Source organism: Arenibacter sp. S6351L (assembly GCF_023016025.1).
GTDB lineage: Bacteria > Bacteroidota > Bacteroidia > Flavobacteriales > Flavobacteriaceae > Arenibacter > Arenibacter algicola_B.
The window spans coordinates 1-22106 of record NZ_JALKBB010000015.1 but is presented as its reverse complement, the minus strand read 5'-3'; the positions used below and the strand labels follow the sequence as shown (position 1 = coordinate 22106).

Below are 22106 nucleotides of genomic sequence, written 5' to 3'. Positions count from 1 at the left end.
TTATTGCTTTTCCATTTTTATCTTAAGTTTTTGAAAATCTTCCGGAGTCATGTCCAGTTGTAACCTGGGCTTTCCGAAGGTGCCCTTCACCAATTCTACCCTGTCAAGAAGGTTCAAAAAATCGGTTCTTAATTCTTTAAAATCCAGTTTAATATTGGTGAAATCCTTTTCCATGGCAATGGCCGCCTCTACCTTTTTAAAGAACATATCCCTTTCAGGATCGACTTTCCTACCATCCATAAGTAAAGGGGGCTGTCCTTGTTTCTTTTGGGGCGAGTGTTCAAATAGAAGTTGCAGCATGGCAGTAGTTGGCTTGGTCTGGTTCTTTTCAATATCCCTGATAATGGCAATCGCTGCTTCCGTTCTTTTTCTATTCTTAAGGACTTCCTTGCCAACACTCTTTTCAAATTTGTCCGATGGCAAAAAACCGTGCCACTCAAAAAAATCAATTATCATCTCCATCGACTCAGAATAGGTAACACCTATTTTCTTCGAAAACCGCTTGAACCGCTGTGCGGTATTCTTTTTAAACCGTATTGTATAAAAATGGTCCATCACTTAAAAATTTACATTGGGTCATTTTTTATCAATGTTTTTAGGGGTTTCCAATGGATTTGACCCAATGGGAATCTTGCTCCAAAAAAAGAAAACCCTATGAAGGCCTATAAACAAAGGCCTTTCAAAGAAAAGTAGTTAGTAACGTCGCTTCAGCGCGTTACCCTCTTGCTCTTCCGTTTTTTCGCGCCGGCGAAAAATTATCAACCTACGACCCAATGTAGTCCTCTAAGACACCGTACAGTAACGGAAAATAAATTTTAAGAGTTTTTGGTTAGTGTTATTGCAGGATTCTTAACTGATTTGGGGAAATGGTGAGGATAACGAAAGTAAATTCCCTTAGAAAGTTATACAAAAAAAAGGGCGGTACCAGAATCGGTCCGCCCATATTACAGATCAATATTCACTGGGAAGCATCAGGGTATCGTCCACAAAGAACAATCTGATTTCGTCCAACGGAAAGTCGGTCAAATGATATTTTTGGGTCTCAAAAATATGCCCATTACCATCGCTATAATCAATTTTGGCCGCATATCCCATGACGTTCTTTTCCTTCTCTGTTAATTTTCTAAAATCGATGGTAATGAACCGACTTTTGTCCATCAAACTTTTAGCTATAACAGAGGTATCCGTCACCAACCAAAAGCATTCACCGGCCTGTGCAAGATATTTTATGCCTTCGGTGAATTTTGTCCTGATAAGGGGGATTTGATAAAGTACTAACGAACCGTTAAAATGTTGTATCCGGTCCTTTATTTGTCTAGTTTTGAAGTTCATATTAGTTATGTTAGAATTAATATTAATCGATAAGAGGGCGTATAATTTCGGGAGCGCCCTCTTTGATTTTCCTACATTTGAAATAACACCCCATTAGGACCTGTTTCCCAATAACAGGATTTCATGGGCCACTACCTCCGTTATATATCTCATGGTACCTTCTTTGGTTTCAAAGTGTCGGGACTTTAATTTCCCGGTAATTCCCACTTCCCTGCCCTTTGTAACATACTGCTCAACGATCTCCGCGGTCTTGCCCCAAGCAACAATAGAATGCCAGTCGGTATTCTGGACGGTCTCCCCTTTGCTATTTTTGTAACGCTCATTGGTGGCCATTTGAAATCTGGCCACTTTTTTGCCACTCTCAAGATTTGTGATCGCAGGGTCGTCCCCGATGTTTCCGATCAGCTGTACATGGTTTCTGAATTTGCTCATAATTGAAAAAGATTTATGTCCACATTACTGTGGACGGTTAATAATAGATTGAAATGATTTACTTATTATATCTCGAACGTTTGCCTTGCCTGCGGCAGGCAGGCCCTTTTGTTTGTTTTGTGCCGTTTCATTTTTAGGATCTGGATTCGATTTCATGTTTTCCTGTTATTGATTTACTTCCCATAGAGCTCTCACGTTACCTTTTTTTGATGCACCACTCTCCACAACATTTAAACTTGTAAAGACGTATAAATAAGATCGCGCCCAGGGCGTGACTGGTTTATGCCGTCGAACAAGGGGGAATGTTGTTATTTTGCCTGCAAAAAAGGTACGGGGGTTCGCATGGAGGCAGTCCGGAAACGCCCATGAAAAAATTCCACCGTCTTTGGAACGGCACAAAAAGCATGGATGGAACTCCGATCAAGCTTAACAAAACCAAATACTTATCCGCGGCCAAAAATTGCCATCAAATTAGGCGGTCGGCCCAGCGGACTTGAGCAAGGGTTTTTCGGGTCTGTAGTGGAGAATTCGCAACGAAGCCCGTAAAACCCTAGTTCGTGTCCAAGACACCCCCCGAGGCTTATTGCCCGAAATAAAATGTAGTGGCAATGTGCTGAGGGTGGCAGGTTTCACTAAGTTGAGTGAGGTTGAGCTGATATTAAAGCCCAATCCCCATCCATCAAATATTCTTGAACCCACCCCAGATCAATGGATGCGCACTGGCGGCATGCGTCCTATTTTTCAAACCTGGATACGTTTCCCATCGCGAATGCCCATCGGGCCACATCCCTTTACGATCAAGTCCACAGGAGGTAAGCTTGGCCTTCAATTCGGGGGAAAGCAACATATAATCCTTTTGCCTAATATTGACACCCATGCGATAGGCCCCCAATCTAAAATATCCCGCACCTTTACCTAAGTCGCTTTGCACTTTGCATTGGGAATTTCTGGTGACATCCGAAAGATCTGTCTCCCTAAGTATAGGTGACAGGCAATCGCTATAGGAGACGTCGTTCAAGGTGCCACAAACCAGGACCAGCTCCTTTCCTGAGCCTTTCATTCTATGATAGATATCGGCCACCTTTGTGGCCTGAAGTTTCCTTCGGGTTTCCTTGTCCAAGGAAAACTGTGTGGAAAGGATATGGACCCTTTGCCCTTCCGGGGCAATAATGGCATATTCCTGACAGTCCACCTCAAAAATAGGTTCCTGCCCATCGGTTAGCTCCAGGCCATGGCTTTTTAGGGTATCCAATCGGTAACCGTTTTTGGCCATGATTGCCATACCCCGGCCGTGGCCATCGTTGCCCTCCAAATGCAGCACCTGATCGTAGGGTTCCACATCAAATTCCCGCAAAAGTCCATGGTTGAAATCCATCAAGGAGGCCCTGTCCTCCACTTCTTGGAGGACCAGCACATCCGCATCCGTCCCTGCAATGAGCCTGGCCTTGTTGAGGATCGCGTTATGGGGAACGGCCACCGTTTGCAGCGCCACCCATCCGTTCCAATCGGTAAGCTGCGAGGCCTTAGGCTCATTGGAAGATCCTTTTGGTTTTAGAAAAAGTTCCCCCTGTTTTTTTCGCAGGACCCCATAGGGGCCAGGGTCCGTCTTCTCAAACCCCAATAAAAAAGTGAGTTCCCTGATCCGATCCATATCGTTGACATTTTTTTGAATTCTGTGCATTAGGCTATCGAGTTCCGATACCCAATCAGCAATACATTTGTTAAGCTTTGGCTGCACAAGGCCTTTGTCCCGATGATATAGATTTTCAATGTTAAAGCTGGCTATTTTCATATGTCTAAATTTTATTGTTTCTAATATATCAGACCTGCCCGACTACTTTATTCCCGTCCGTACCGGAACGGGCGGACAGGCGGGTGTAATTCGCCTTTACGCATCTCGTTGGTTTCAAGTGTGGTATTGGCTCATTTCATATTTGTTGTTTTTAGATTCGTTTGTCCTTGGTGCCCTTATCAAAAGAAATCAGATTGAACATTTGGCGCATACGGCTTCGGACACGTTTGCCGTAGCGTTCTTCCAGTTCTTCTGCATTTAGGTTCGTGGTGATATGGGTGAGGATCTTTGTCTTTTGGTAGAGTTCGTGGCGGGAGACCAACACCTCCCCCATGACATTGCAGTCGTCCCCAAAGTATCTGCCCATGGGTTCTACCCCCAGGTCGTCGAAACAGTAGGGCCGACCGTTCCCATAATCCTCAATGATCTTATATCCGATATGGTTAAAGGCAAAGGTGATATTGCGGGCGGAAATGATATTATAGGTCCTTTTATGGGGTACCAGGTGACGTACCAGGCGCATCATGCTTGTCTTGCCGCAACCCACGGGCCCGGTCAACAAAATACCCTTGGCCGTATCCATTTCCATTTTTCTACAGTTCTCGACATCCTTGACCATGTAACTGCAGAGTTTCAGGAAAGTGCCCCTGTCCTCGCCCCTGACCTTAAAACTTTCCTCGAACAGGGACCTACCCTTGGCTTCCAGATAAGTGAGCACCTTGGAGAAGTCGTAATCGATGCGCTTTCCATCAAAGTTTCCAAGACAGTATTCCACACCATTCTCGACAAGGATATGTGGGCGCTGATCGGCCCTACGGTTACAGTGGTTCCCCATAATTTTTGTTTATACTGATATCCAAATAATTCTTTTTCATTTTTTTATGGGATCGCCCGGACATAGCACTGTCCCGGTCCAGTTCCTTCGCCCTGAGCATCCAATTTTTCGCCGTGGCCTTCCAGTCCTCAATGTTGGATTTCCCACCTACCTTCCATCCCACCCCCTGATAGTGGTTGTAGAATTTAATGCCCTCGTTAAGCGGCCATTTGTTCATCTTAAAAAATTCAACAACATCATGTTCATTATTTGGCCGGCTCTCTCTAGAGTGTTTAACTAATGTTTTATTATGTTTATCAATGTTTATATATGGTACCACCGCTGGTCCATCACTAGTTTCGGGGTGGTCCATGGGTAGTCCAGCAGTTGTCCCAAAAATGGGCATCATGATACGGCTGCCCTTAAACCGGCTATGGGAGGGCAGATAGGCGATATAGCTCCAATCGTTCAAGTTGTTCAAACAACGGTGGTAGGTGGTCCTAGATCCAATCTTGGCGCGGGACATAGTCTCTTCCCTATCCACTTGAAAACTATCGGGGAACCTGTTCTGGTTCCAACATTGGAATAGGGCCATATACAGACTTACGTGTGAGGGGTTGAGCCTTGAATCTTTTGAAAATTGCTGGAATACCGCATTAAGGTGTTTTATATAGTTCATTATTTAAGTTTTGGGTTGGTGACAAGGTTGTCCGAAAGCATCTTTTCTATTTGCCCGGCCTCATAAAAAATGAGCCCTCCTATTTTGGTATAGGACAGGGTACCGTTACTCCTAAATTTCTGTAGGGTGCCAGGACTAATATTGAGCATCTCCATGACCTGGGTGCTTTTGAGCCATTCCTTTGTTCTGACCCGGGTCCGGCTTTCGTTGATCAACTCCTTGATTTCCTGGAGAAGTTCCAGTTTGAATTCCAATAGGTCTTCTGTGGTGATAATTGTTGCTGCCATAGTAAAACGGTTTTAAGGAAAGGGACTTGCGCATTGCTTTCGACCAACTTGATGGTCCCTGACCTGGTTTATTTTTCGTTCTACAAAATTGCAAAGGCATTTTTGTTCCATTTCCATAGCTATGATAGAGGTGGGAGATATTTTTTTGGAACTATTTTTTAGGGGCATTTAGCGTGATTTGACATATGCGACCCTCCCCGTCCACCTTAAAAAGTGGCCAAATTCAATATTGAAGGGGGTTAAATGGAAATCCCCCACCTCTATCCCAAGGTGGGGGATTATAGGTCAATCGTCCAGACCTTCCATCCTTTGTTGTAACATCTCGATAAGCCTGTCCAGAAACTTGGTCCTACCCGTCTTCCTGGACCTGATCTCGATAAAGGTGTGGTAGTAGTTGCCAAGGTCCACATTGTAGAAGTGTTCGAAATGGGCCGCCAGTTCCTTGATGTCCGCGGTCCCGCTATTGATACATTTAGTGGAGTGAAGGGCATAGAGGAGTTCGATCAGGTCCGTCTTGCTTCCGGTCCAAAATAGTTTTGAAGGTCGTTCCATAGGTTTGTCTTTTAAGTCGTCCATGTTGATCGTCAAGGTATCTATCTCCCTTTGTAGGTATACGATGAGCATGTCATAAGCCATGATGGTGGCCACCGTACCGTCCTGACAGGTGGAGAACTGGTCGTCGATCATAAAGTGAAAGGATTCAAGGGGCAGCCGCAGATCCATGTTGCCTCGGACAAAATATTGTTCGTCCAAGGATATGGCCCCACGGCGGTAATAGTTATAGAATTCAAGGTTGTCGTTAAAGAAGATCTGGAGCTTTTCGATCTGGTTTTTCAGGTATTTTACCTGTGCGGCATTGCTGCCCCTGGGGCGTCTGCTCTCGATGTTGAACAATCGTCCGTAATAGATGAGCTTGCTGAAGAACTGGGGTTTGACATGCTTAAAAAAATTGATCTCCTCCACCTGGGAAGCGAAGGACTTTTTTCCTATTTGGACCTGAAGCCGTTTGATGTAGCGTTCCACCATGGTAATGCCCGACTCGGCCCTGAAGAGTATGTCGCCGTTCCCGTTCTCCAGCCTATCGAGTTGGTTCTTGAAATCCGATACCAGTTTTTGATACTTCATCCCCTTTCGGTTTATCCTTCATCCTACATGGTTCCCAAAAGTTCCATCACGAAGTTATCGGAAGCCTGTACATAGGCAAATTGTTCGGTAACGGTTGCACCCAACTTTCGTTTTTCGAAGGCAACGGTCATTCCAAAGTTGATACCGGAAAAGCCGAGGGCAATGGCCCTTTTAATGGTCTGGTACAGTAATTGCCGATAGGTATGGTGACTTGTGACATGAGTATAATCCAGACCAACAAAGGCCGGGACGTAAGTTTTGCCCTGGTTTTTGTAGCAGAACATTGCCCCTATGGGTTTTTGTGGGCTGGTCTTTAACCTAAGTACTATAAATTCCCAATTTGGATTATCGGACATATTCTTAAAGACCCGTTCCGGAAAGGAAAAGGTATTCAGTCCGAGATTGTTGCGATGGACATTGCCGTAAAGTGCCACAAGCTTTTGCAAATGTTCTTCATTACAAGTTTGTAGGATATCGACTTGGAACTGAGGCTCAAAAGCTTTTATCTCCTTTCTGAAATGACGGCGGTTACGTACCGAAAGCCCGGAGATATAGGCTTCTATGTCTGCATGCCCCGTTAGGTCCACGGCACAGGAATCCGGCATTTGAATACGCACAAAACCCTGGCCGATAATAAATTCCCCTAAGTCATCATCCGGTTCAAAGTCCCTGAGAACGGTCATTTTGGTACCCATTTTATGTCCGAAGGTTTCCAGGGTCAACATTAGTGCCCTCAGCGCCCTGTCCTTTAAGGGGTGGTTCTGGTCAAGAAACAGATGTTTGCCCTCTGTGAACAGGGAACCGATGGCCAGCACCCTGCTGGTCAAATGATAGGGATCGAACTTTCTAATATTTTCCAAGGTTTTTGATATACTTTCCTTGGCCAGCATATCGTCCTTCCAAAGCCCTGCGGTAATAAAGGTGGCCAATATCGGCTTCCCTTTGCCGTCCCGTACGATCAGATATCTAAACTCCCAATTGTGTTCCTTGAGATCGTTCCCCTGAAAACTGGTCTCCAAAAACAACAGGCCGTCCCAGTCCATGACCCCACGTGACCCTATTAAACTGTTCCATACCTCTTTCTCCACCTTGGTTATAGAATTTTCCAATCGGATATCGAGCTCTTCATGAACAACTACTGGTACTGTTTTAGAGGCTGTCATGGCAAAGGCATGGCGTACCCTGTCCAGATCGGTCCCGGTCTCCTCCAGGGCTTTTGGATAATGATGGACCATGGCCTCCACCAATGCACCTATTTCTTCCTTATGGTTATGTCTTGAAATGGTGATCCGTACCCCTGTGCTCTTTACAGGTACTGCCGGGAACAATCCCAGGTTGACATAGAACCCCTCCTCCATCAATCGGTTGACAAAATTGTAGCCTGTTTTGGGCATCCCGGTACCCATATAGAACACCGGTGAATCATTCTTATCCACTAAGGGCAGATCCGTTTTTGTTAGTAGAGCGTTGAAATATTGAATACGTTCCTTCAATTCGTTCTGGAGCCTGTAGATCTCCGGGGAAAGATGGATATCCGCCGAAGCAGAGGCTGCCGCGACGGATGCCGGTTCCAATTGGGCCGAAAAGGTCAATGGCCCTCCAAAGGTCTTTATCCTATGGTGCATTTTTTTATCAGGGCATACCAGTACAGCCCCGCTTGCCCCAAAGGTCTTGCTCAATGTCCCAAAAAGCAGCATATTATTTGGAAGCTCCTTTAGCTGCTCCATGACAAAACCGGTACCATGTCTCCCCGCCCAGCTCATGCCATGAACGTCATCGATATATAAATACAGTTGGGGATATTTCTCCGAAAGGGCCATCAGTTGGTGTAGGGGCGCACTGTCCCCGAACATGGAATAGATCCCATCCGCCATATACCAGATACGTTTCCGCTTTCGGGAATGGTATTTTATCTTGTCCTCGAGCATGCCCAGATTGTTATGGCGGACCATGTCCACGGGAACACTTCGATTCTTTAGCAGTTTGCAGGCATTCTGAACGCTCCAGTGTACCTGGTGGTCGAGGATGACCGCATCCCTATCGTCCACGGCGCTAGGAATGGCGCCCATATGCCCCAGGGTGCTGTTCTTGGTAATAATAATAGGCTGCCCGTACATATGTCCTATCTTTTGCTCCAGGTCACTATATAACGGATGGGAGATATATGATTTGGACAGGGGAAACTGGGTACCGTACTTTTGGATGGCACCCACTGCGGCCGCCTTTAATCTGGGATCCTGTTCCAGTCCCAGATATCCGGTGGTGCCAAAATGGTAGAGGGCCTTGCCCCCTACTCCGATGGTCCTTCCTGTAAATTCCTCCCCTTCCGCATATAGGTGCAGTATGCCCTGTTTGGCGGCATCGGTTATTACCTCGTTGACGGTGTCCAAAAAATTGTTGTGCTTGATCTTTGCCATGGTCATTTGTGTTTGGTCCCTAAAATGTAGTGGCATTTGTAGGATTTTATACTACCTAACACAAAATTCATCCCTCTCAGATAAGTTTTAATCCCTCTCGGACAAGAAAAACTCCCTTTATATGGGACTCATAGCGGGTTTTAAAATTCACAATCCTTATATTTTTGTAAATTTAGAACTATCTACCAGTTTTTAAGGATCATGCACAATTATTTTGAAAACGATTTCACCCAGTACATGCTTGTGGACAACATTGTACATATCATTTACAAAAAAGGAGTAGCAATCGACCTCCAGGCGTCTAAACGGATAGTAAGGGACCGACTGATGTTCCAGGAGGAACGGGCCTATCCTGTCCTATGCGATATTAGACAGTTGCGCAAGGTGGACAAGGCAGCGAGGGACTATCTGGCCCTGGAAGGTTCCCTATTGATAAAGGCCCTGGCCTTTATCATTGAGCCGCCCGTGACCGATGTCATGACAAGGTTCTATCTTATGACCAACCATCCGGACATCCCCACGGCCTCCTTTCGGGAAATTTCCAAGGCCCTGGCCTTTTTGGGCAAGTTCCTGGGCCTGGGCTTGGCACCGGTCTTCTTTTGAACTTTATCAACCATTAAAATACAATGTAATACCCCCTGCGTACTAACCTATAAAACATAGCAATGTCCCCATTACGAACAGAACATAGAATGCAACAGATCCAGCACATGCTTCTGGAAATGGCCGGAGGTAATTTCTTCTACCGTCTGGAGACCTCCGATAGGAACGACAATGTCGAGGCCCTGGCCATCGTGCTCAACATGCTGGCCGAAGAGATCCAGGAATCCTTCTACCATCAGGGCTATGTGAGTTCCAAGGGCACCACCGAACATTTGGTGCAGATGTGTTTTTTACTGGATGGCGAAGGCCTGGTCCAAATGGCCAACCAAAAGGCCTGTACCATCCTCTCCAAACTCCATGGCCATATTGTCCAAAAACCGTTTTCGGAGCTATTGACGGAAACCTCCAAAACGGATTGGGACCAGAAATGGAAGAGCCTTCGCAAAAAGAGCTTTTATGATATGACCTTGCCCCTGAGTTTTATGACCAATGAAAATCTGGTCGTCCCCAACCGCTGCCATATCACGGCCATAAAATCCGAACGGGACGGTTCCCATAACATTTTGATCACCGTAGTCCATACCACTACGGGAAGGACATTCGGTAAAGAACGCAACCAAACTGCCATAAGTTCTGATTTGAACAACCAAATCTCCCATAAGAACAGAACAAAACCAAAGGTCAAACTGAGTTATGAGGACATCCGCAAGATAAGGGAAGGGCGAGACATGATCCTCAACAACCTGCAGATGGACCTGCCCAACCTTAAGGACCTGGCCCACCAATTGGGCACCAATGAGTTCAAGCTGAAATATGGTTTTAAGGAACTTTATGGCACCACTGTATTCAAATATCTGGTACAGGAAAGGTTGCGCAAGGCCAAGACCTTGGTACAATATACCCAACTGAACTTCAAGTCCATCGCCAAGATGGTAGGCTTCAAAAGCGCCCCTCATTTTACAAGGGCTTTCAAGGAGCAATTCGAACATTCGCCAAAAATTTTCAGGGAAAAAGCCGATTCGGGAGAGCTCTAGATATATAAATCCCTCTGGGATAAGTAATTATCCTTTACAAGCAATTTCAACTCCCGACCTTTACCATATCAATTCAAATGATATGAAATGGCATCAAAAATACAGGGGAACAATTGTAGAGCTCAGCAGCTTGATGTTCATTATCCTATTTGCTTACACCGGACTCACCAAACTCCTGGAAGGGCATCTGTTCTATGACAACATCAGGAATTCACCGGTACTTGGGGGCAAGGCCATGGCTTCTTTGGCTACTTGGACCTTACCGCTATCGGAATTGGCCGTAGCCCTGTTATTGATTTGGAGAAAGACCAGATTGATGGGTCTTTATGGATCCATGGGCCTTATGCTCCTGTTTACAAGTTACACCCTGGCCATAGTGTTTTTTGCCCCCTATAGGCCCTGTTCCTGTGGTGGCATTATTTCCCTGCTGTCTTGGGAACAGCACTTGGTTCTCAATTTGGTATTGCTCCTATTGGCCTTAACGGCCATATGGTTCTCCCGTAAACCTAAAAACGAACCATGGAACTAAATCCTACAAGGATCATAGATGATCATGGAACCAAATATATAAAGTAAAAAAGATGAAGATATTTTGTTGCGCAACAAGAGCAGGGGGAAGACCGAAAACCTGTATAAGAGAGTAGGCACTTATTATTAATTAAAATTATATTATCATGAAAAAGTTGAAATTGATATTACCGATGTTGGCATTTGTCTTTGCCATTACACTGTCCTTTGCCTCCGTTACCTTGGGGGCGGATCCCGAGCATGATTACATCAAAATTGGTGATTCTTGGGAAGAAATAGATGCCCTGGAGTGTAATTCAGGATCCACTACCTGCCAAGTTAGGTTGGCTCCTGGAGCAACCCCATTGGACGTTTATGACAACGAAGGCGATCCCCTTCCTAAACCTGGGGATGGAACTGTATTCCAATTGTACTAATTTTATCTGATTTTATTTAAAAAGTGGGACCGTTTCCATAAGTAAAAACGGTCCCACTACAATCAGTCTTCCATGAGTGGTTTTAAAAAGACCCGTCCCCCATTACGAACTCAAACTGTAACCTTTCGTCAAAATACCTATTGGCCGTGCCAATGATATCCTCTCTATCAAGGGAATTTATAAAGTCCACCTTTACCTTTGGCGTTGTCCATGGAATACCAAATCTGTAATGCCCATACATTCGGTTCTGCATTTGTCTATTACCACTACTTCTATCCACATTATAGAGAGTCCGTAACCGCTTTATTCCCTGTTGGAAGAATTCTTCTTTTAAGTTTCCGGATTTAATGTCAGAAACAATGTCCTTACATTCCTTTTCAAGTTGTGCCAACTCCTCCGGTTCACAATCAAATTGAAATGTTATTTCAAAACGTGATGTCCAATTATTGTACCTACCGTCCACTCCAACCAGATATAGCGAGTAGCCCTTATCGAAACGCAGTTGCCATAGCATCATTTCCGCAACCGCCGCCAAGGCCTCTACTTTAATTTTTTCTGTCCAATCCAATGAATCCGGGGGAACGTTTTTAATATACTTCAAGGCATAGCTTGCATTTTTAGTTTCATATGGCGGAGGTGGAAGAACCGTATATGATGGTCCTGTGGGCAACGTTTTGGGACCGTGGCCTTTTACGGGATCTTTGATGAAATCCCTTCTATCCGGAAGATTTCCCAAATATTTTTTTAATAACGGCAGTATCTTCGGAACATCGAACTCGCCACTGATCATAAAGGTGAAGTCGCTTGGGTTCCCGAAGAGTTTTAGATAAATGGAATAGGCCGCATCCAAATCCGTCCCCTTAATGCTATTAAATAGTGCTGTCCCTGTTAGGTACGGCCTACCAAGGATTCGGGTAAGGGAACTATCTCCCGTGAACTCGCGAATTGAATTATTGAAATCTACATTGACCAGATTATAGGAGGTATGTAGATAATTGCTTTCAGTATCCTTTTTCCATTTTTCAAAAGCATTTTCGCTCTTGTTAGGTACCGTAAAATATAAATGTAACAGTTGCAGCATAATTTCAAGTTCCTCCAAAGAGGCATCGCCCCTTATCCCTGTCTCTTGATAATCTATGTAGGGAAATAGGCCATTGGAAAAGGAATCCGTTCTTTCCAAAAAGTGCCGCAACCTTGTTTTGTCCATTGTCCCCGCCCCGGCGTTCAAGATAATATCCGGTGCATTGGTCGCGGAAAAATAATCTCCCTTGGGGAAGGAAGATGCCCCATATGGGCTGAACCCGTGGAGCGATATCTTGTTGTCATTGATACCCGCGGATGGCCTATAGGACATCAGAACGACCTTTACACCATTTCCCAGAACAATTTCCCGCATTCCCGAGATCATCGTCCTATCTTCAATAATTTCGGCCTCTTTTAGCTGGGCAATTTCTTTTTGATCCATAAGGGCGGTAGGTGCTTCTATCTTTTTCCTTTGCCCTAGGGGCAGGGAATAGGCCTCTCTTATCCAATTGCGTACCGCTTCCCCCTCATAGGACAATGCCCTATGCCCATTGGGTGCTATTATACCAATATCTTCCGGCATGGAAATAAAGGATTTGACCAAGGCATTAAATTCATCCAACGAAAGATCGGTATACCATTTTTTTAAACCTTCCCGTTTGTTGTTGGGCAGCGCTTCGCCATTTACAAAATGCTTCTTTATCTGATCTACCCAATATTTCTCCCCTGTCCGGTTCAGGGAACGGAGCATTTCTTCCTTGGCCCTATTCCATTCCCCTTGTAAAAATCCTTCCTCCCTTATCTGGTGCAGCACGGATATGGCCCTTTGTAGTCCAATCTTTTCACGCTTCCCGTCACTCGTTATATTGACCATTAATGCAGATGGCGACCTGTTCCACCTTAGGGAATGCCCACTATAAATTTTAAGTCCGTTCTCGTAGGAACCAGTTACTTTCACAAACCTTTTATTGAGCAGATTACTGAACAGCTCCATCATAATCCGACGTTGGATCCCCCGAGTGCCGTGGATTTGATTTCCAGTCATCGGGTCGCGAAAGAACAATTTTATATCCACCCCATCATTGGAAACAGATTTAAGCGTATCCCGGGTGCGGATTATCGTGGCTAACTGTGGTAGGCGCTCCAAATAAAGGGAATCACAATTTTCCCGATCCCTAGGGTCTTTGGGGGAAGGGATATCGGAAAATCCCTTTATGATGCGCCTTTCCATATCGTCAAGGTCCGCTATGTTCCCAACAACGCTCACGGCCATTAGATCGGGACGGTACCAATCCCGGTAAAAGGACCGTAATACACTTGGCGAAAAACTGCTGTGATATTCGAAAAAGTTACTGTAGTCCTTGCGACAGGGAAACAGTTGGGCAAACAGTTTGGTCTCGGCATAAAATTCATGGATCTTGTTTCCTTGTCTCAGTAGGAATTCCTGTTTTAATGCCCCCCTTTCCATATCTATATCCTTGTCCAGTAATTTCAATCCATCGGCAATATCCCTAAACCATGACAACCCCACCTCAAGGGCCCCTACATTGTTCGAAGGTGCCGCAAAATTATAGGAGGTTGAAGAATGGCCCGTATATGCCCCAAGGTCGAACGTCCTCATTCCGATACTGTCCAACAGTTCCACACTGGTAAAGATACCCTCGGGAAACGTTTTGCTGGATCGGAACGCCAAATGCTCCACGGCATGCGGTATGTTCAACTGGCCAGGGTCCTGTTGGTAATAGCCGGCCTTGACATAGAAACTTAAATACAGCTTGGAATGGGGCTTTGTTATAGGTTTGAGATAATAAGTAAGGCCGTTGGCCAAACGGCCGGATCGTATACTGCCGTCCAATGGGATGGAATCCACCGATTGTGCCTCCATGCCAAATACCCCAACGAACGGGAAGAGCACATAAAAAATAATTCTGAACATATTCATAGGGACCGGTTTTAATTTTTTCAATATCCAGGGTTTTGACCAAGGTTGGGATTCTTCTCCCGCTCCCCTTCGGGAATGGGATATAAAAGGTCCGTATCCTGCCATAAGGGGCGGTTACTGCCCAATACCTCCCCTGCGTAACCTGTACGCTTCAGATCGAACCATCGGTGCCCCCACTCCGTAAACAATTCTTTTCTTCTTTCCTCTAGAATGGCCAGTATCAAGGCCTCTTCTCCAATTCCGGGATCGGTATCGGCCAACAGGTCCAGGCCCGATCTGGATCTAATAATATCCAATTGTGCAATGGCCCCGCCAATATTGCCCATTCTGGCCAAGGCCTCCGCCCTGATCAAAATTTGTTCTGCCAACCTTAGCACCATGGAGTATTCGGTGATGGCCGCAGTACTGTTCCTTATTTTGTATTTAAAGGGATAATGGCCATTTGCTCCTTCATGGAAAGAAGTCCAATGGGACAAACGCTTATCCTGGACGGAGAAAATATCTACCATACCGGCCGCCAATTTTAAATTGGACAGGGATGGAAAGATGGGATGTATGATAAAAGAACCGCCCTCATTGGTATTTGTACGTGTACTGCCCCTGCCAATGGGCGATAATTGCCAAATGGCCTCCCTGCTATTGGCCAAAAAAACCTGGTCCAGGTCCGTCAGAATCTTATAGGTCGCTGTTTCCGCTATAATATTGCCGCTGAACTCTTCGGCCATTTCCCAATCGTCCAAGTAGAGGTATACCCTTGCCAATAGTGCCATGGCTACATATTTGTTGACCTGGGTCCTGTCCCCGTTGCGGTATTCCCCGTCCAGTACTTCCAATGCTACCTTTAGATCCTTGATCACCTGTTGGTACACCTCTTCCTTGGTATTTCTGGCGGCCAGGGAATTTGCCCTATATTCTGTTGTGAGCAACAGGGGTAACTCCCCAAATAAATTTATCAATTGGAAATAGGCAAAGGCACGCACAAATTTGGCCTCCCCTTCCATTTGCTGCCGCACCTCCGGGCTTATTTGGTCCGAATTCCCCATACCTTCCAATAGTGAATTCACCATATATATTACATTGTAGGCGCTTGACCAAAGATTGGCAACATGCTCATTGTCCGGAAGGATATTGTTTTGTTCAAATTCTAAGCGGGCATGGTCCGTTTCCTTTAGGCATTGTAGTTCATCGGATGATAGTCCACATAGGACACTGACACTGGAAAGGGAACCGTTTATAAAGGAAGCGTTGAACAGTTCATTATATATCCCCTGTAGTGCGGTCATGGCCGTTTCGTCATTATTGAAGACTTCTTCCCTAATTATTTTATAATCCGGCGCTTCCACCTCTATAAAATCCTCACAGGCCACAAGTGTTCCCAAAACGGTTAGGGCAATGCCCATTTTTTTTAATAGGTATGCTTTCATAGTCATTGTTTAAAAATTGAGTTGTAATCCACATGAAATAGTTCGTAAGCCGGAAAAGGTTGTGCCCCCAAGGGGCATTTCCGGGTCCATTCCGCCATAGGGGGAAACCGTGATCAGGTTATATCCGTTCACGAACAACCTGCAGGCATCCAACCCTATGTTCCCCAACACCTTGGAAGGGAGGTCATAGGCAATGGACAAGGTCTTTAAACGTAAGAAGGAGGCATCTTGGACCGGTAACCTTGTATTGAGGGCGTTTATATAGGCTGTGCCAGCAGCGGACGATTGTGAGACCTGTTGGTAGCTACTTTCCGCTTCCAGTGCGTCCATGACCAACGCAAGCTGCGTACTTAGGTCCCCGGCTCTAAAAAGGGAAACCTTCCCTTCCTGCTTTACGTACTGCCATAAAAACTGCAGGGATAGCCCTTTGTACTGGAGGGCGTTATTTATGCCCCCGAACAGTTCCCTGCCCCAATCCTGGACCACCACTTGGTCTTCATACGAGTACCTACCGTCATCATTGATGTCCGAAATACTATAAAGGCCGGTTTCGGGGTCTATGCCGTTATATTCATAGAGTAATGAAATGTTCAATGGATGCCCTACCCTGTATGTATTGGCATATGGGGATTGCTCTATATCCGGATAGCTGACCAATCGGTTCCTGGGCAAGCTCAGGTTAAGGGTTGCTTTCCATTTTAGGTGCCCTCTCCGGAACAATTGGGTGGCAAGGTCCAGTTCCCAACCTGTATTTTGGACCGTAGCGGGCAGATTGGCCTGTACCGAAGAAAATCCGGTCATATCCGGCAATACATAGCCTACCAGTTGGTTGGAGGAACGGTTGCGGTACCAGCTCAGCCAAAGATGGATCCTGTCGTCATAAAAGCCCAGTTCCATGGCGGCCTCCAATTTTTTGTTGATCTCCCAGGAATAGTCCGGATTGGCAAGCTGGGTGGGATATAGCCCCCCTGGTCCCGGGGTTGCCTCATAGGCATCCAGATAACCGTAATCCCCGATCTGGTCGTTTCCCGCTGTTCCATAACTGCCCCGGAGCTTACCAAAACTGAGAAAGGAAAGAAAATCCTTCATGACCGGTTCTTCCGAAAATAACCATGCCCCTCCAATGGCCCCGAAATTGGCAAATTGCTTATTGGGCCCGAATCGGGAGGAACCGTCCCGTCTACCGGTAAGGTTGAGGAAGAACCTTTTCTCCCAATCAAGTCCCAAGCGGGCGTACAGGGCGGAATAACGGTAGACGGAGTTTTGGGAAGTGGGGTACAGTAGATCCGATGCGGCATTTAAATTGCCGATCAGGCTTTCGGAAGCATATCCCTCTCCCTGAATGCCCATCATGGCACCGGTGGACTGCTGAAAGGTACTTCCAACAATACTGTTTATATTTACCTTGCCCCATTGTAGCGTGTAATTGAACTGTGGTTCTATTATCCATGATTTTCTTATGGATTGGAGATAGGCCGAGGAATGGCCTATACTTTCCCTAGTGGTGGGACTGTAGGACCTTTTGGGCTTTTTTATGGATTCCGTGCTTTGATAATGGGTATATCCCAAATTGGTCCTGAAGCTTAGCCCTTTGAACAGCTCATAGCGGAGTCCCATATTGGATACCAGATTATTGGCCTGTGTCCGGCTATGGTTGTAATACCCTTCAAAGGGGTTGTTCCACCCTATTTCTTCCCATTCGTCCCAATTTAGGCTGCCATCCCCATTAAATATTGCCGGTGCATTGGGTGGCAGAAAAAATGCAAAGGAGGTTAGGTTTACGCCCCCTGCCAACAAGTTATTGGTATCCGCCCCATAATTTACCGATAGGTCCATACTTAACTTCTTGTTCTTTGTCGTATGGTTCAAGTTGACTGATGCCGTTACCTTATTATAATCATGGTCCCCTCTGTAGACCGTCCCCTGCTTTTGGTAGGATCCGCCCATACGAAAGGAAGTATTTTCATTGCCCCCCGTTGCCGAGACATCCACATTGGTAATGGTAGCAGTGCCACCAAAATAAAATTCTTGCCAGTCCGTATACCTGTTCTGATCCCAAAGCAACAGATCATAAGCGTTGGACAAATTGGGCTCAACGCCATCGTTCTCAAAGGCCTTTTTACGGATTTGGATATATTGTTGGGTATTTAACAGCTCCAAGCTATTGGGTACCACGGACATTCCACTATAGGCACGTGCGGCCATCGTTGTTTTCCTACCAGTCCCTTTTTTCGTGGTGATCAAAATAATCCCATTGGCCCCACGGGAACCATAGATGGCAGTGGCATCGGCATCCTTTAATACCTCTATGCTTTCTATACTGTTAAGGTCTATGGTATTCAGGGGATCGATACCGGTGGCACCCAGGAGGCTATTGCTCTCCACCGGAGCAGCGTTTATGGGAACCCCGTCCACTATATATAAAGGGAGATTACCTTCCGAACGCAAACTGTTGGTACCACGGATACGGATGGTGGACGCCATACCCGGAAGGTTTCCATTGGGCACCATCTCTACCCCTGCCATTCTGCCCTGTAGAGCCTCTAACGGACTTACTACAGGTTGTAGCTCTATCTCTTTGGTGGTGACCCTGGCAATGCTGCCGGTGCGCTCCTTTTCCTTTACGGTATAGTAACCGGCATTCACCTCCACTTCCTGGAGTTTGGTAATCTCGGACTGCATTTGTACGTCCAAGGTAGTCCTGCCCAGTATGGGCAGTTCCCTGCTGTGGTAGCCCAAGTAGGAAAAGATTAAAGTGTCCTTATTGTTTACGGTTAGGGAGTATTCCCCTTGTTGATTGCTAAAAGTGCCCGTATTGCTACCTTTGATCTGGATATGTACGCCGGACATAGGGCCATAGCTATCGGTAATAGTACCTAAAATTTGGTGCTGTTGCTGGTATTCCAGGATAGTGAAATCCTTAAAACAATGCCCATGGGGGAAATGGGCAAAGTATGGTGGGGGAACTAAAAAGCAGATATATAGTAGACATAGGCGTATAACACCCCTGTACTCAAGATTATTTTTCATAATTTTGAAGATTAGATGAAACTTAGTTTTATTTAGTTAAGGCCTTCCAAACGATTGCTTCTAACAGGGTTTGGGAGGCTATTTTGTATATGTTCTATGTCATAGGCAGTAAGGATCTATTGGTTGGTGTTGTTCTTTAATGTGCAAGATTTGGATTGCCGATTAGGCATACCTCACCTAGCTCATTGTACGGCTTCTCCCCTAGCCTTTAAACAATGCTATAGCGTAGCACTGTAGGAGCGAAAAGGGATAACCTTAAATGACTTTAGGTTGCTTTGTCGTTATTTGGCCGGATGCCAAAAATGTGTGGATCGTGATTATGGGATAAAAGGATTTTCGAGTTCCGGAAAAAAGGGTACAACACAAATCCCATAATAAATGAACTGGTTTACTTTTTTAACCAATTCAATGCTAACCTATATTGGGTTCTTGGGCTTTTTGGTAAAGAGAATGTCATACATGGTATGCTGCAAAAGAACGGTAAGCTGCCCAGTGGCTGTTTTACCGTTTAAGTTACAAAAGATGTGTTTCATAGCTCTTTTAGCCTTTAAGTTACTACTTGCAAAACTTCTAAATAAAACAACGCTCGGCATAAAGTGGGCTGTAACCCACTTTAAGGTCCTAAAACTGGTTTAGTACACTCTGATAAGAAAACCCATGCCCCGGGTCATGGGCATCTTGCTTATCATCCCGTGCATCAAGTTACCAGTTTTTAGACCGGGAATCCAAGCGACTGCTTCTAGACTAATTCAAACAAAGAAGAATCGCATTATTCATTCAATTATCATCATAAATGAATGATAACAAACCAAATATAAAAAAATATATCGGTACGCCAAAGCGTACCGATATATTTTTCACGAAATAGTTAATTGCATATATGAAAGAGGAATTAATTCCAGATATTAAAATTAAGATTGCAATTAGCCTGAACAGGTTATTGGATACAACCAAAAATTTTAGACCTAATAATCACAATGAGGAAGAAATTGCCAAAAGCTATAATAAAATTGCATTGGCCTCATTCTTACGAAAAGCTACCGTTTCAGATATTTTCAATGCAAAATCAAAAACAACGCCTGCCTGCGGATCATTATTTTTAATTATTGAAGCCATGGGATATACCTTAGGTGACTTTGCCAAAATATATGATTCGGTCACAACCAATGATATTAAAGATTTCAAACAACCTTTTGAATAAAAGACAAGACGGCTAGAAATTCTACACTCCCTTTTAAATAGTAACTTTAAGGAAAAGGCCATGTAGCATTACCATAATCATGTGGTCCCTGATCTAACACAGTTAGAACCACAACATATATAGGAAAGACCTTTGAAAAGAACAATAAGTTGATGGTTTTTTTTTTATAAAAGGGAACAAATCAGAGGGATATATTTTAATGGTAGTGTTCCCATTTAATCATAACTTTTGATTATTCAAATACAATCTTCGGCATATCTTCTATAAAATAGCAAAAGAAAATATCTATTTTGCTTAAGTAAGAAATTGTGTACATTGCATTAGGTTTTATTTAAGCATTTTTTTTAGAATGGCGAGAAGGAAAAAATTTCGTGAGTTAAGACTTTATTTAAACACATTAAAATTCGTACCTTATAAGGACTTTGAAACAACTCACAATACAACAAGTATTTTAAAGGAGGTTTTTTCATATTTAAGAGCGGAAAGGAGAAATGGGAATGGTCTTTTGATAGATAGACATGAAAACCAAGATAAGGCGGAACCTAGAGAACTTTATATGGTTACCCATAGAATTTTACCTAAAGAGAGACGAATCCGTTGTTCAATGGCCTTATTGAGAAAGGGGAAACAACCTAAACTTAAGCCTACTGATAAATTCAAACTTTTACCCCTTAGCTCTTTAGATGGCGATATTGTTGAAGAAACTCATTTTTTTATTGATTTTAGCGGCTCTACATGTATTATTTGTGCGGAATATAATCACAATGGACCTCGCTTAAAGGATTTGGAGTTTTATCTAAGAAATATTGCAGGTCCCAATAATCTTAAACTGTCTAAGGCCACAGAAATAACTATTCTGTATAACAGCACCTTAGACCAGACTTTGGCTCGTTTACAGAATGTACTTTCAATGGATATAAAATTGAAACCATCTAATCTTGCAAAGATGGATGTTGATGTAAAAAAGACTTATTATTCGTCCATGGGAAACATTGCCAGTCAGTTCAAACCAAAATTTCTTCGATTAAAGACATATTTTCAAATTCCCGGTTCCAGTGCACCTATTGATATAAACTACGAGGCAAATGATTGGTTTAGAGGAATGCTAAGAGTTTTTAAAAGCAAAGAAAGGAATATTAAATATTTTGAAAATTTTGAGGTTAGATATGAAGATATTCATGGCGATGAAAACATATTTAATCTTTCAAAGACTAGGGAGGAAATAGTTATCAAAATTGGTGCTCTACAGGACTTTTCCAATAAGGAAATGTATACATTAATTGACCCTGAGTTAAATACATTTATAGCTAGTTATTATGCGGATGCTTAATAAATATTTTAGTTATTCAATATTTTGGGATTTATTGATTGCTGTTGTGTTTACATCAGCATTCTTTATAATGGTCTATGTTTGCTATGTTATTATTCCCAGGGAAGAACTCTTAATTTCCATTGTTACTGACATATCAAATATAGCTTTTACTTCGGCAGGATTTGTACTGACTTTCTTGACCCTATTGGTAAGTTTTAAAATAAGTGCCAAACCAATTAAAAAGAAAAAAGGAAATACTCTAGAGGATACATACAAAAAGGTTTCAATATTTAACCTTTTTTTGAATTCCCCTTTATACGTGGAAACAATACGACATTTAAAAAATGGGGTTAAAGAATTATTGGTAATAGCTATTTTAGGATTTAGTATTAAACTTTTAGCAGCTAATATTAAAATTGAAGTACTCTTTTATTTTAGCATATTTGGTATTGTGATTATTTCTCTTGTTTTATGGAGAAGTTTGTTAGTACTTTCAGGTGTTCTTACTGTTCAAGATAAAAGCACTGATTAAACAAAGCCATAAGATTATTTTGAGTATCGTGTATTTTCACATTTTATCGACTACAAAATTATATTGAAAGTTTTATTTCAACAAGAATGTGTAGCCTTACCCTTTTTAGGACATCTCTAAATTCAACAATTTTTCTTTAATATTGGTCGTTTCGGGGAAGAATTCTTCCCCGAAACGGTCTTT

The 22106-nt window shown here is 43.9% G+C and carries 19 protein-coding genes; 7 read left to right on the top strand and 12 right to left on the bottom strand.

Going from position 1 to position 22106, the window contains the following annotated elements; translation table 11 throughout:
* The 9 genes from MWU82_RS13195 to MWU82_RS13155 all read right to left on the bottom strand — a co-directional run bounded on the left by MWU82_RS13195 (position 1) and on the right by MWU82_RS13155 (position 8914).
* Positions 1–555 (bottom strand): BfmA/BtgA family mobilization protein, encoded by a 555-nt coding sequence (locus MWU82_RS13195; protein ID WP_247096713.1) that lies wholly within the window; start codon positions 553–555, stop codon positions 1–3.
* 396 nt (positions 556–951) lie between these two features.
* Entirely contained in the window at positions 952–1332 is a 381-nt protein-coding gene (locus MWU82_RS13190) for a DUF6876 family protein (RefSeq protein ID WP_247096712.1), read from the bottom strand.
* Positions 1333–1425: 93 nt separating this feature from the next.
* On the bottom strand, positions 1426–1764 hold the full coding sequence (gene ssb, locus MWU82_RS13185) for a single-stranded DNA-binding protein (protein ID WP_247096711.1): 339 nt from the start codon (positions 1762–1764) through the stop codon (positions 1426–1428).
* A gap of 679 nt (positions 1765–2443) precedes the next feature.
* Positions 2444–3556, bottom strand: coding sequence for an endonuclease/exonuclease/phosphatase family protein (locus MWU82_RS13180; RefSeq protein WP_247096710.1), 1113 nt, complete (start codon positions 3554–3556; stop codon positions 2444–2446).
* Positions 3557–3707: 151 nt separating this feature from the next.
* The gene (locus MWU82_RS13175) at positions 3708–4391 is read right to left on the bottom strand and encodes an ATPase (RefSeq protein ID WP_247096709.1); all 684 of its coding nucleotides are present in this window, start codon (positions 4389–4391) and stop codon (positions 3708–3710) included.
* On the bottom strand, positions 4375–5049 hold the full coding sequence (locus MWU82_RS13170; RefSeq protein WP_247096708.1) for a hypothetical protein: 675 nt from the start codon (positions 5047–5049) through the stop codon (positions 4375–4377). The genes MWU82_RS13175 and MWU82_RS13170 overlap by 17 nt, the downstream gene beginning before the upstream one ends.
* Positions 5049–5336, bottom strand: coding sequence for a helix-turn-helix domain-containing protein (locus MWU82_RS13165; protein ID WP_247096707.1), 288 nt, complete (start codon positions 5334–5336; stop codon positions 5049–5051). Before MWU82_RS13165 ends, MWU82_RS13170 begins: the two co-directional genes overlap by 1 nt.
* Before the next feature lie 285 nt (positions 5337–5621).
* Positions 5622–6362 carry an RteC domain-containing protein gene (locus tag MWU82_RS13160; protein ID WP_247096782.1) on the bottom strand — a complete coding sequence of 247 codons (741 nt, stop codon included), beginning with the start codon at positions 6360–6362 and terminating at the stop codon, positions 5622–5624.
* Between the two features lie 122 nt (positions 6363–6484).
* Complete coding sequence (locus tag MWU82_RS13155; protein WP_247096706.1) at positions 6485–8914, bottom strand: aminotransferase class I/II-fold pyridoxal phosphate-dependent enzyme; 2430 nt, start codon at positions 8912–8914, stop codon at positions 6485–6487.
* Positions 8915–9079: 165 nt separating this feature from the next.
* Here MWU82_RS13155 and MWU82_RS13150 point away from each other — a divergent pair, with 165 nt between their 5' ends.
* From MWU82_RS13150 to MWU82_RS13135, 4 genes are all read left to right on the top strand, one after another.
* Positions 9080–9481: a hypothetical protein gene (locus MWU82_RS13150; protein ID WP_247096705.1), complete on the top strand. Its 402-nt coding sequence runs from the start codon at positions 9080–9082 to the stop codon at positions 9479–9481.
* A 62-nt stretch (positions 9482–9543) separates the two neighbouring features.
* Positions 9544–10515, top strand: a complete 972-nt coding sequence (locus MWU82_RS13145) for an AraC family transcriptional regulator (RefSeq protein ID WP_247096704.1) — start codon at positions 9544–9546, stop codon at positions 10513–10515.
* A gap of 82 nt (positions 10516–10597) precedes the next feature.
* Positions 10598–11044, top strand: a complete 447-nt coding sequence (locus MWU82_RS13140; protein ID WP_247096703.1) for a MauE/DoxX family redox-associated membrane protein — start codon at positions 10598–10600, stop codon at positions 11042–11044.
* A gap of 145 nt (positions 11045–11189) precedes the next feature.
* On the top strand, positions 11190–11459 hold the full coding sequence (locus tag MWU82_RS13135; protein WP_247096702.1) for a DUF6520 family protein: 270 nt from the start codon (positions 11190–11192) through the stop codon (positions 11457–11459).
* Positions 11460–11541: 82 nt separating this feature from the next.
* On the opposite strand, the gene MWU82_RS13130 is transcribed toward MWU82_RS13135, so the two are convergent.
* Genes MWU82_RS13130 through MWU82_RS13120 form a run of 3 tightly spaced genes read right to left on the bottom strand, consistent with a single transcriptional unit; the run spans position 11542 to position 18878 of the window.
* Complete coding sequence (locus MWU82_RS13130; protein ID WP_247096701.1) at positions 11542–14448, bottom strand: insulinase family protein; 2907 nt, start codon at positions 14446–14448, stop codon at positions 11542–11544.
* Positions 14445–15848: a RagB/SusD family nutrient uptake outer membrane protein gene (locus MWU82_RS13125; protein ID WP_247096700.1), complete on the bottom strand. Its 1404-nt coding sequence runs from the start codon at positions 15846–15848 to the stop codon at positions 14445–14447. Before MWU82_RS13125 ends, MWU82_RS13130 begins: the two co-directional genes overlap by 4 nt.
* 9 nt (positions 15849–15857) lie before the next feature.
* Positions 15858–18878 (bottom strand): SusC/RagA family TonB-linked outer membrane protein, encoded by a 3021-nt coding sequence (locus MWU82_RS13120; protein ID WP_247096699.1) that lies wholly within the window; start codon positions 18876–18878, stop codon positions 15858–15860.
* Positions 18879–19758: 880 nt separating this feature from the next.
* Here MWU82_RS13120 and MWU82_RS13115 point away from each other — a divergent pair.
* The 3 genes from MWU82_RS13115 (at position 19759) to MWU82_RS13105 (ending at position 21923) form a co-directional block, all read left to right on the top strand.
* Positions 19759–20079, top strand: coding sequence for a hypothetical protein (locus MWU82_RS13115; protein ID WP_247096698.1), 321 nt, complete (start codon positions 19759–19761; stop codon positions 20077–20079).
* Between the two features lie 349 nt (positions 20080–20428).
* On the top strand, positions 20429–21409 hold the full coding sequence (locus MWU82_RS13110) for a hypothetical protein (protein ID WP_247096697.1): 981 nt from the start codon (positions 20429–20431) through the stop codon (positions 21407–21409).
* Positions 21402–21923: a hypothetical protein gene (locus tag MWU82_RS13105; protein ID WP_247096696.1), complete on the top strand. Its 522-nt coding sequence runs from the start codon at positions 21402–21404 to the stop codon at positions 21921–21923. The genes MWU82_RS13110 and MWU82_RS13105 overlap by 8 nt, the downstream gene beginning before the upstream one ends.
* The last annotated feature ends 183 nt before the right edge of the window (positions 21924–22106 follow it).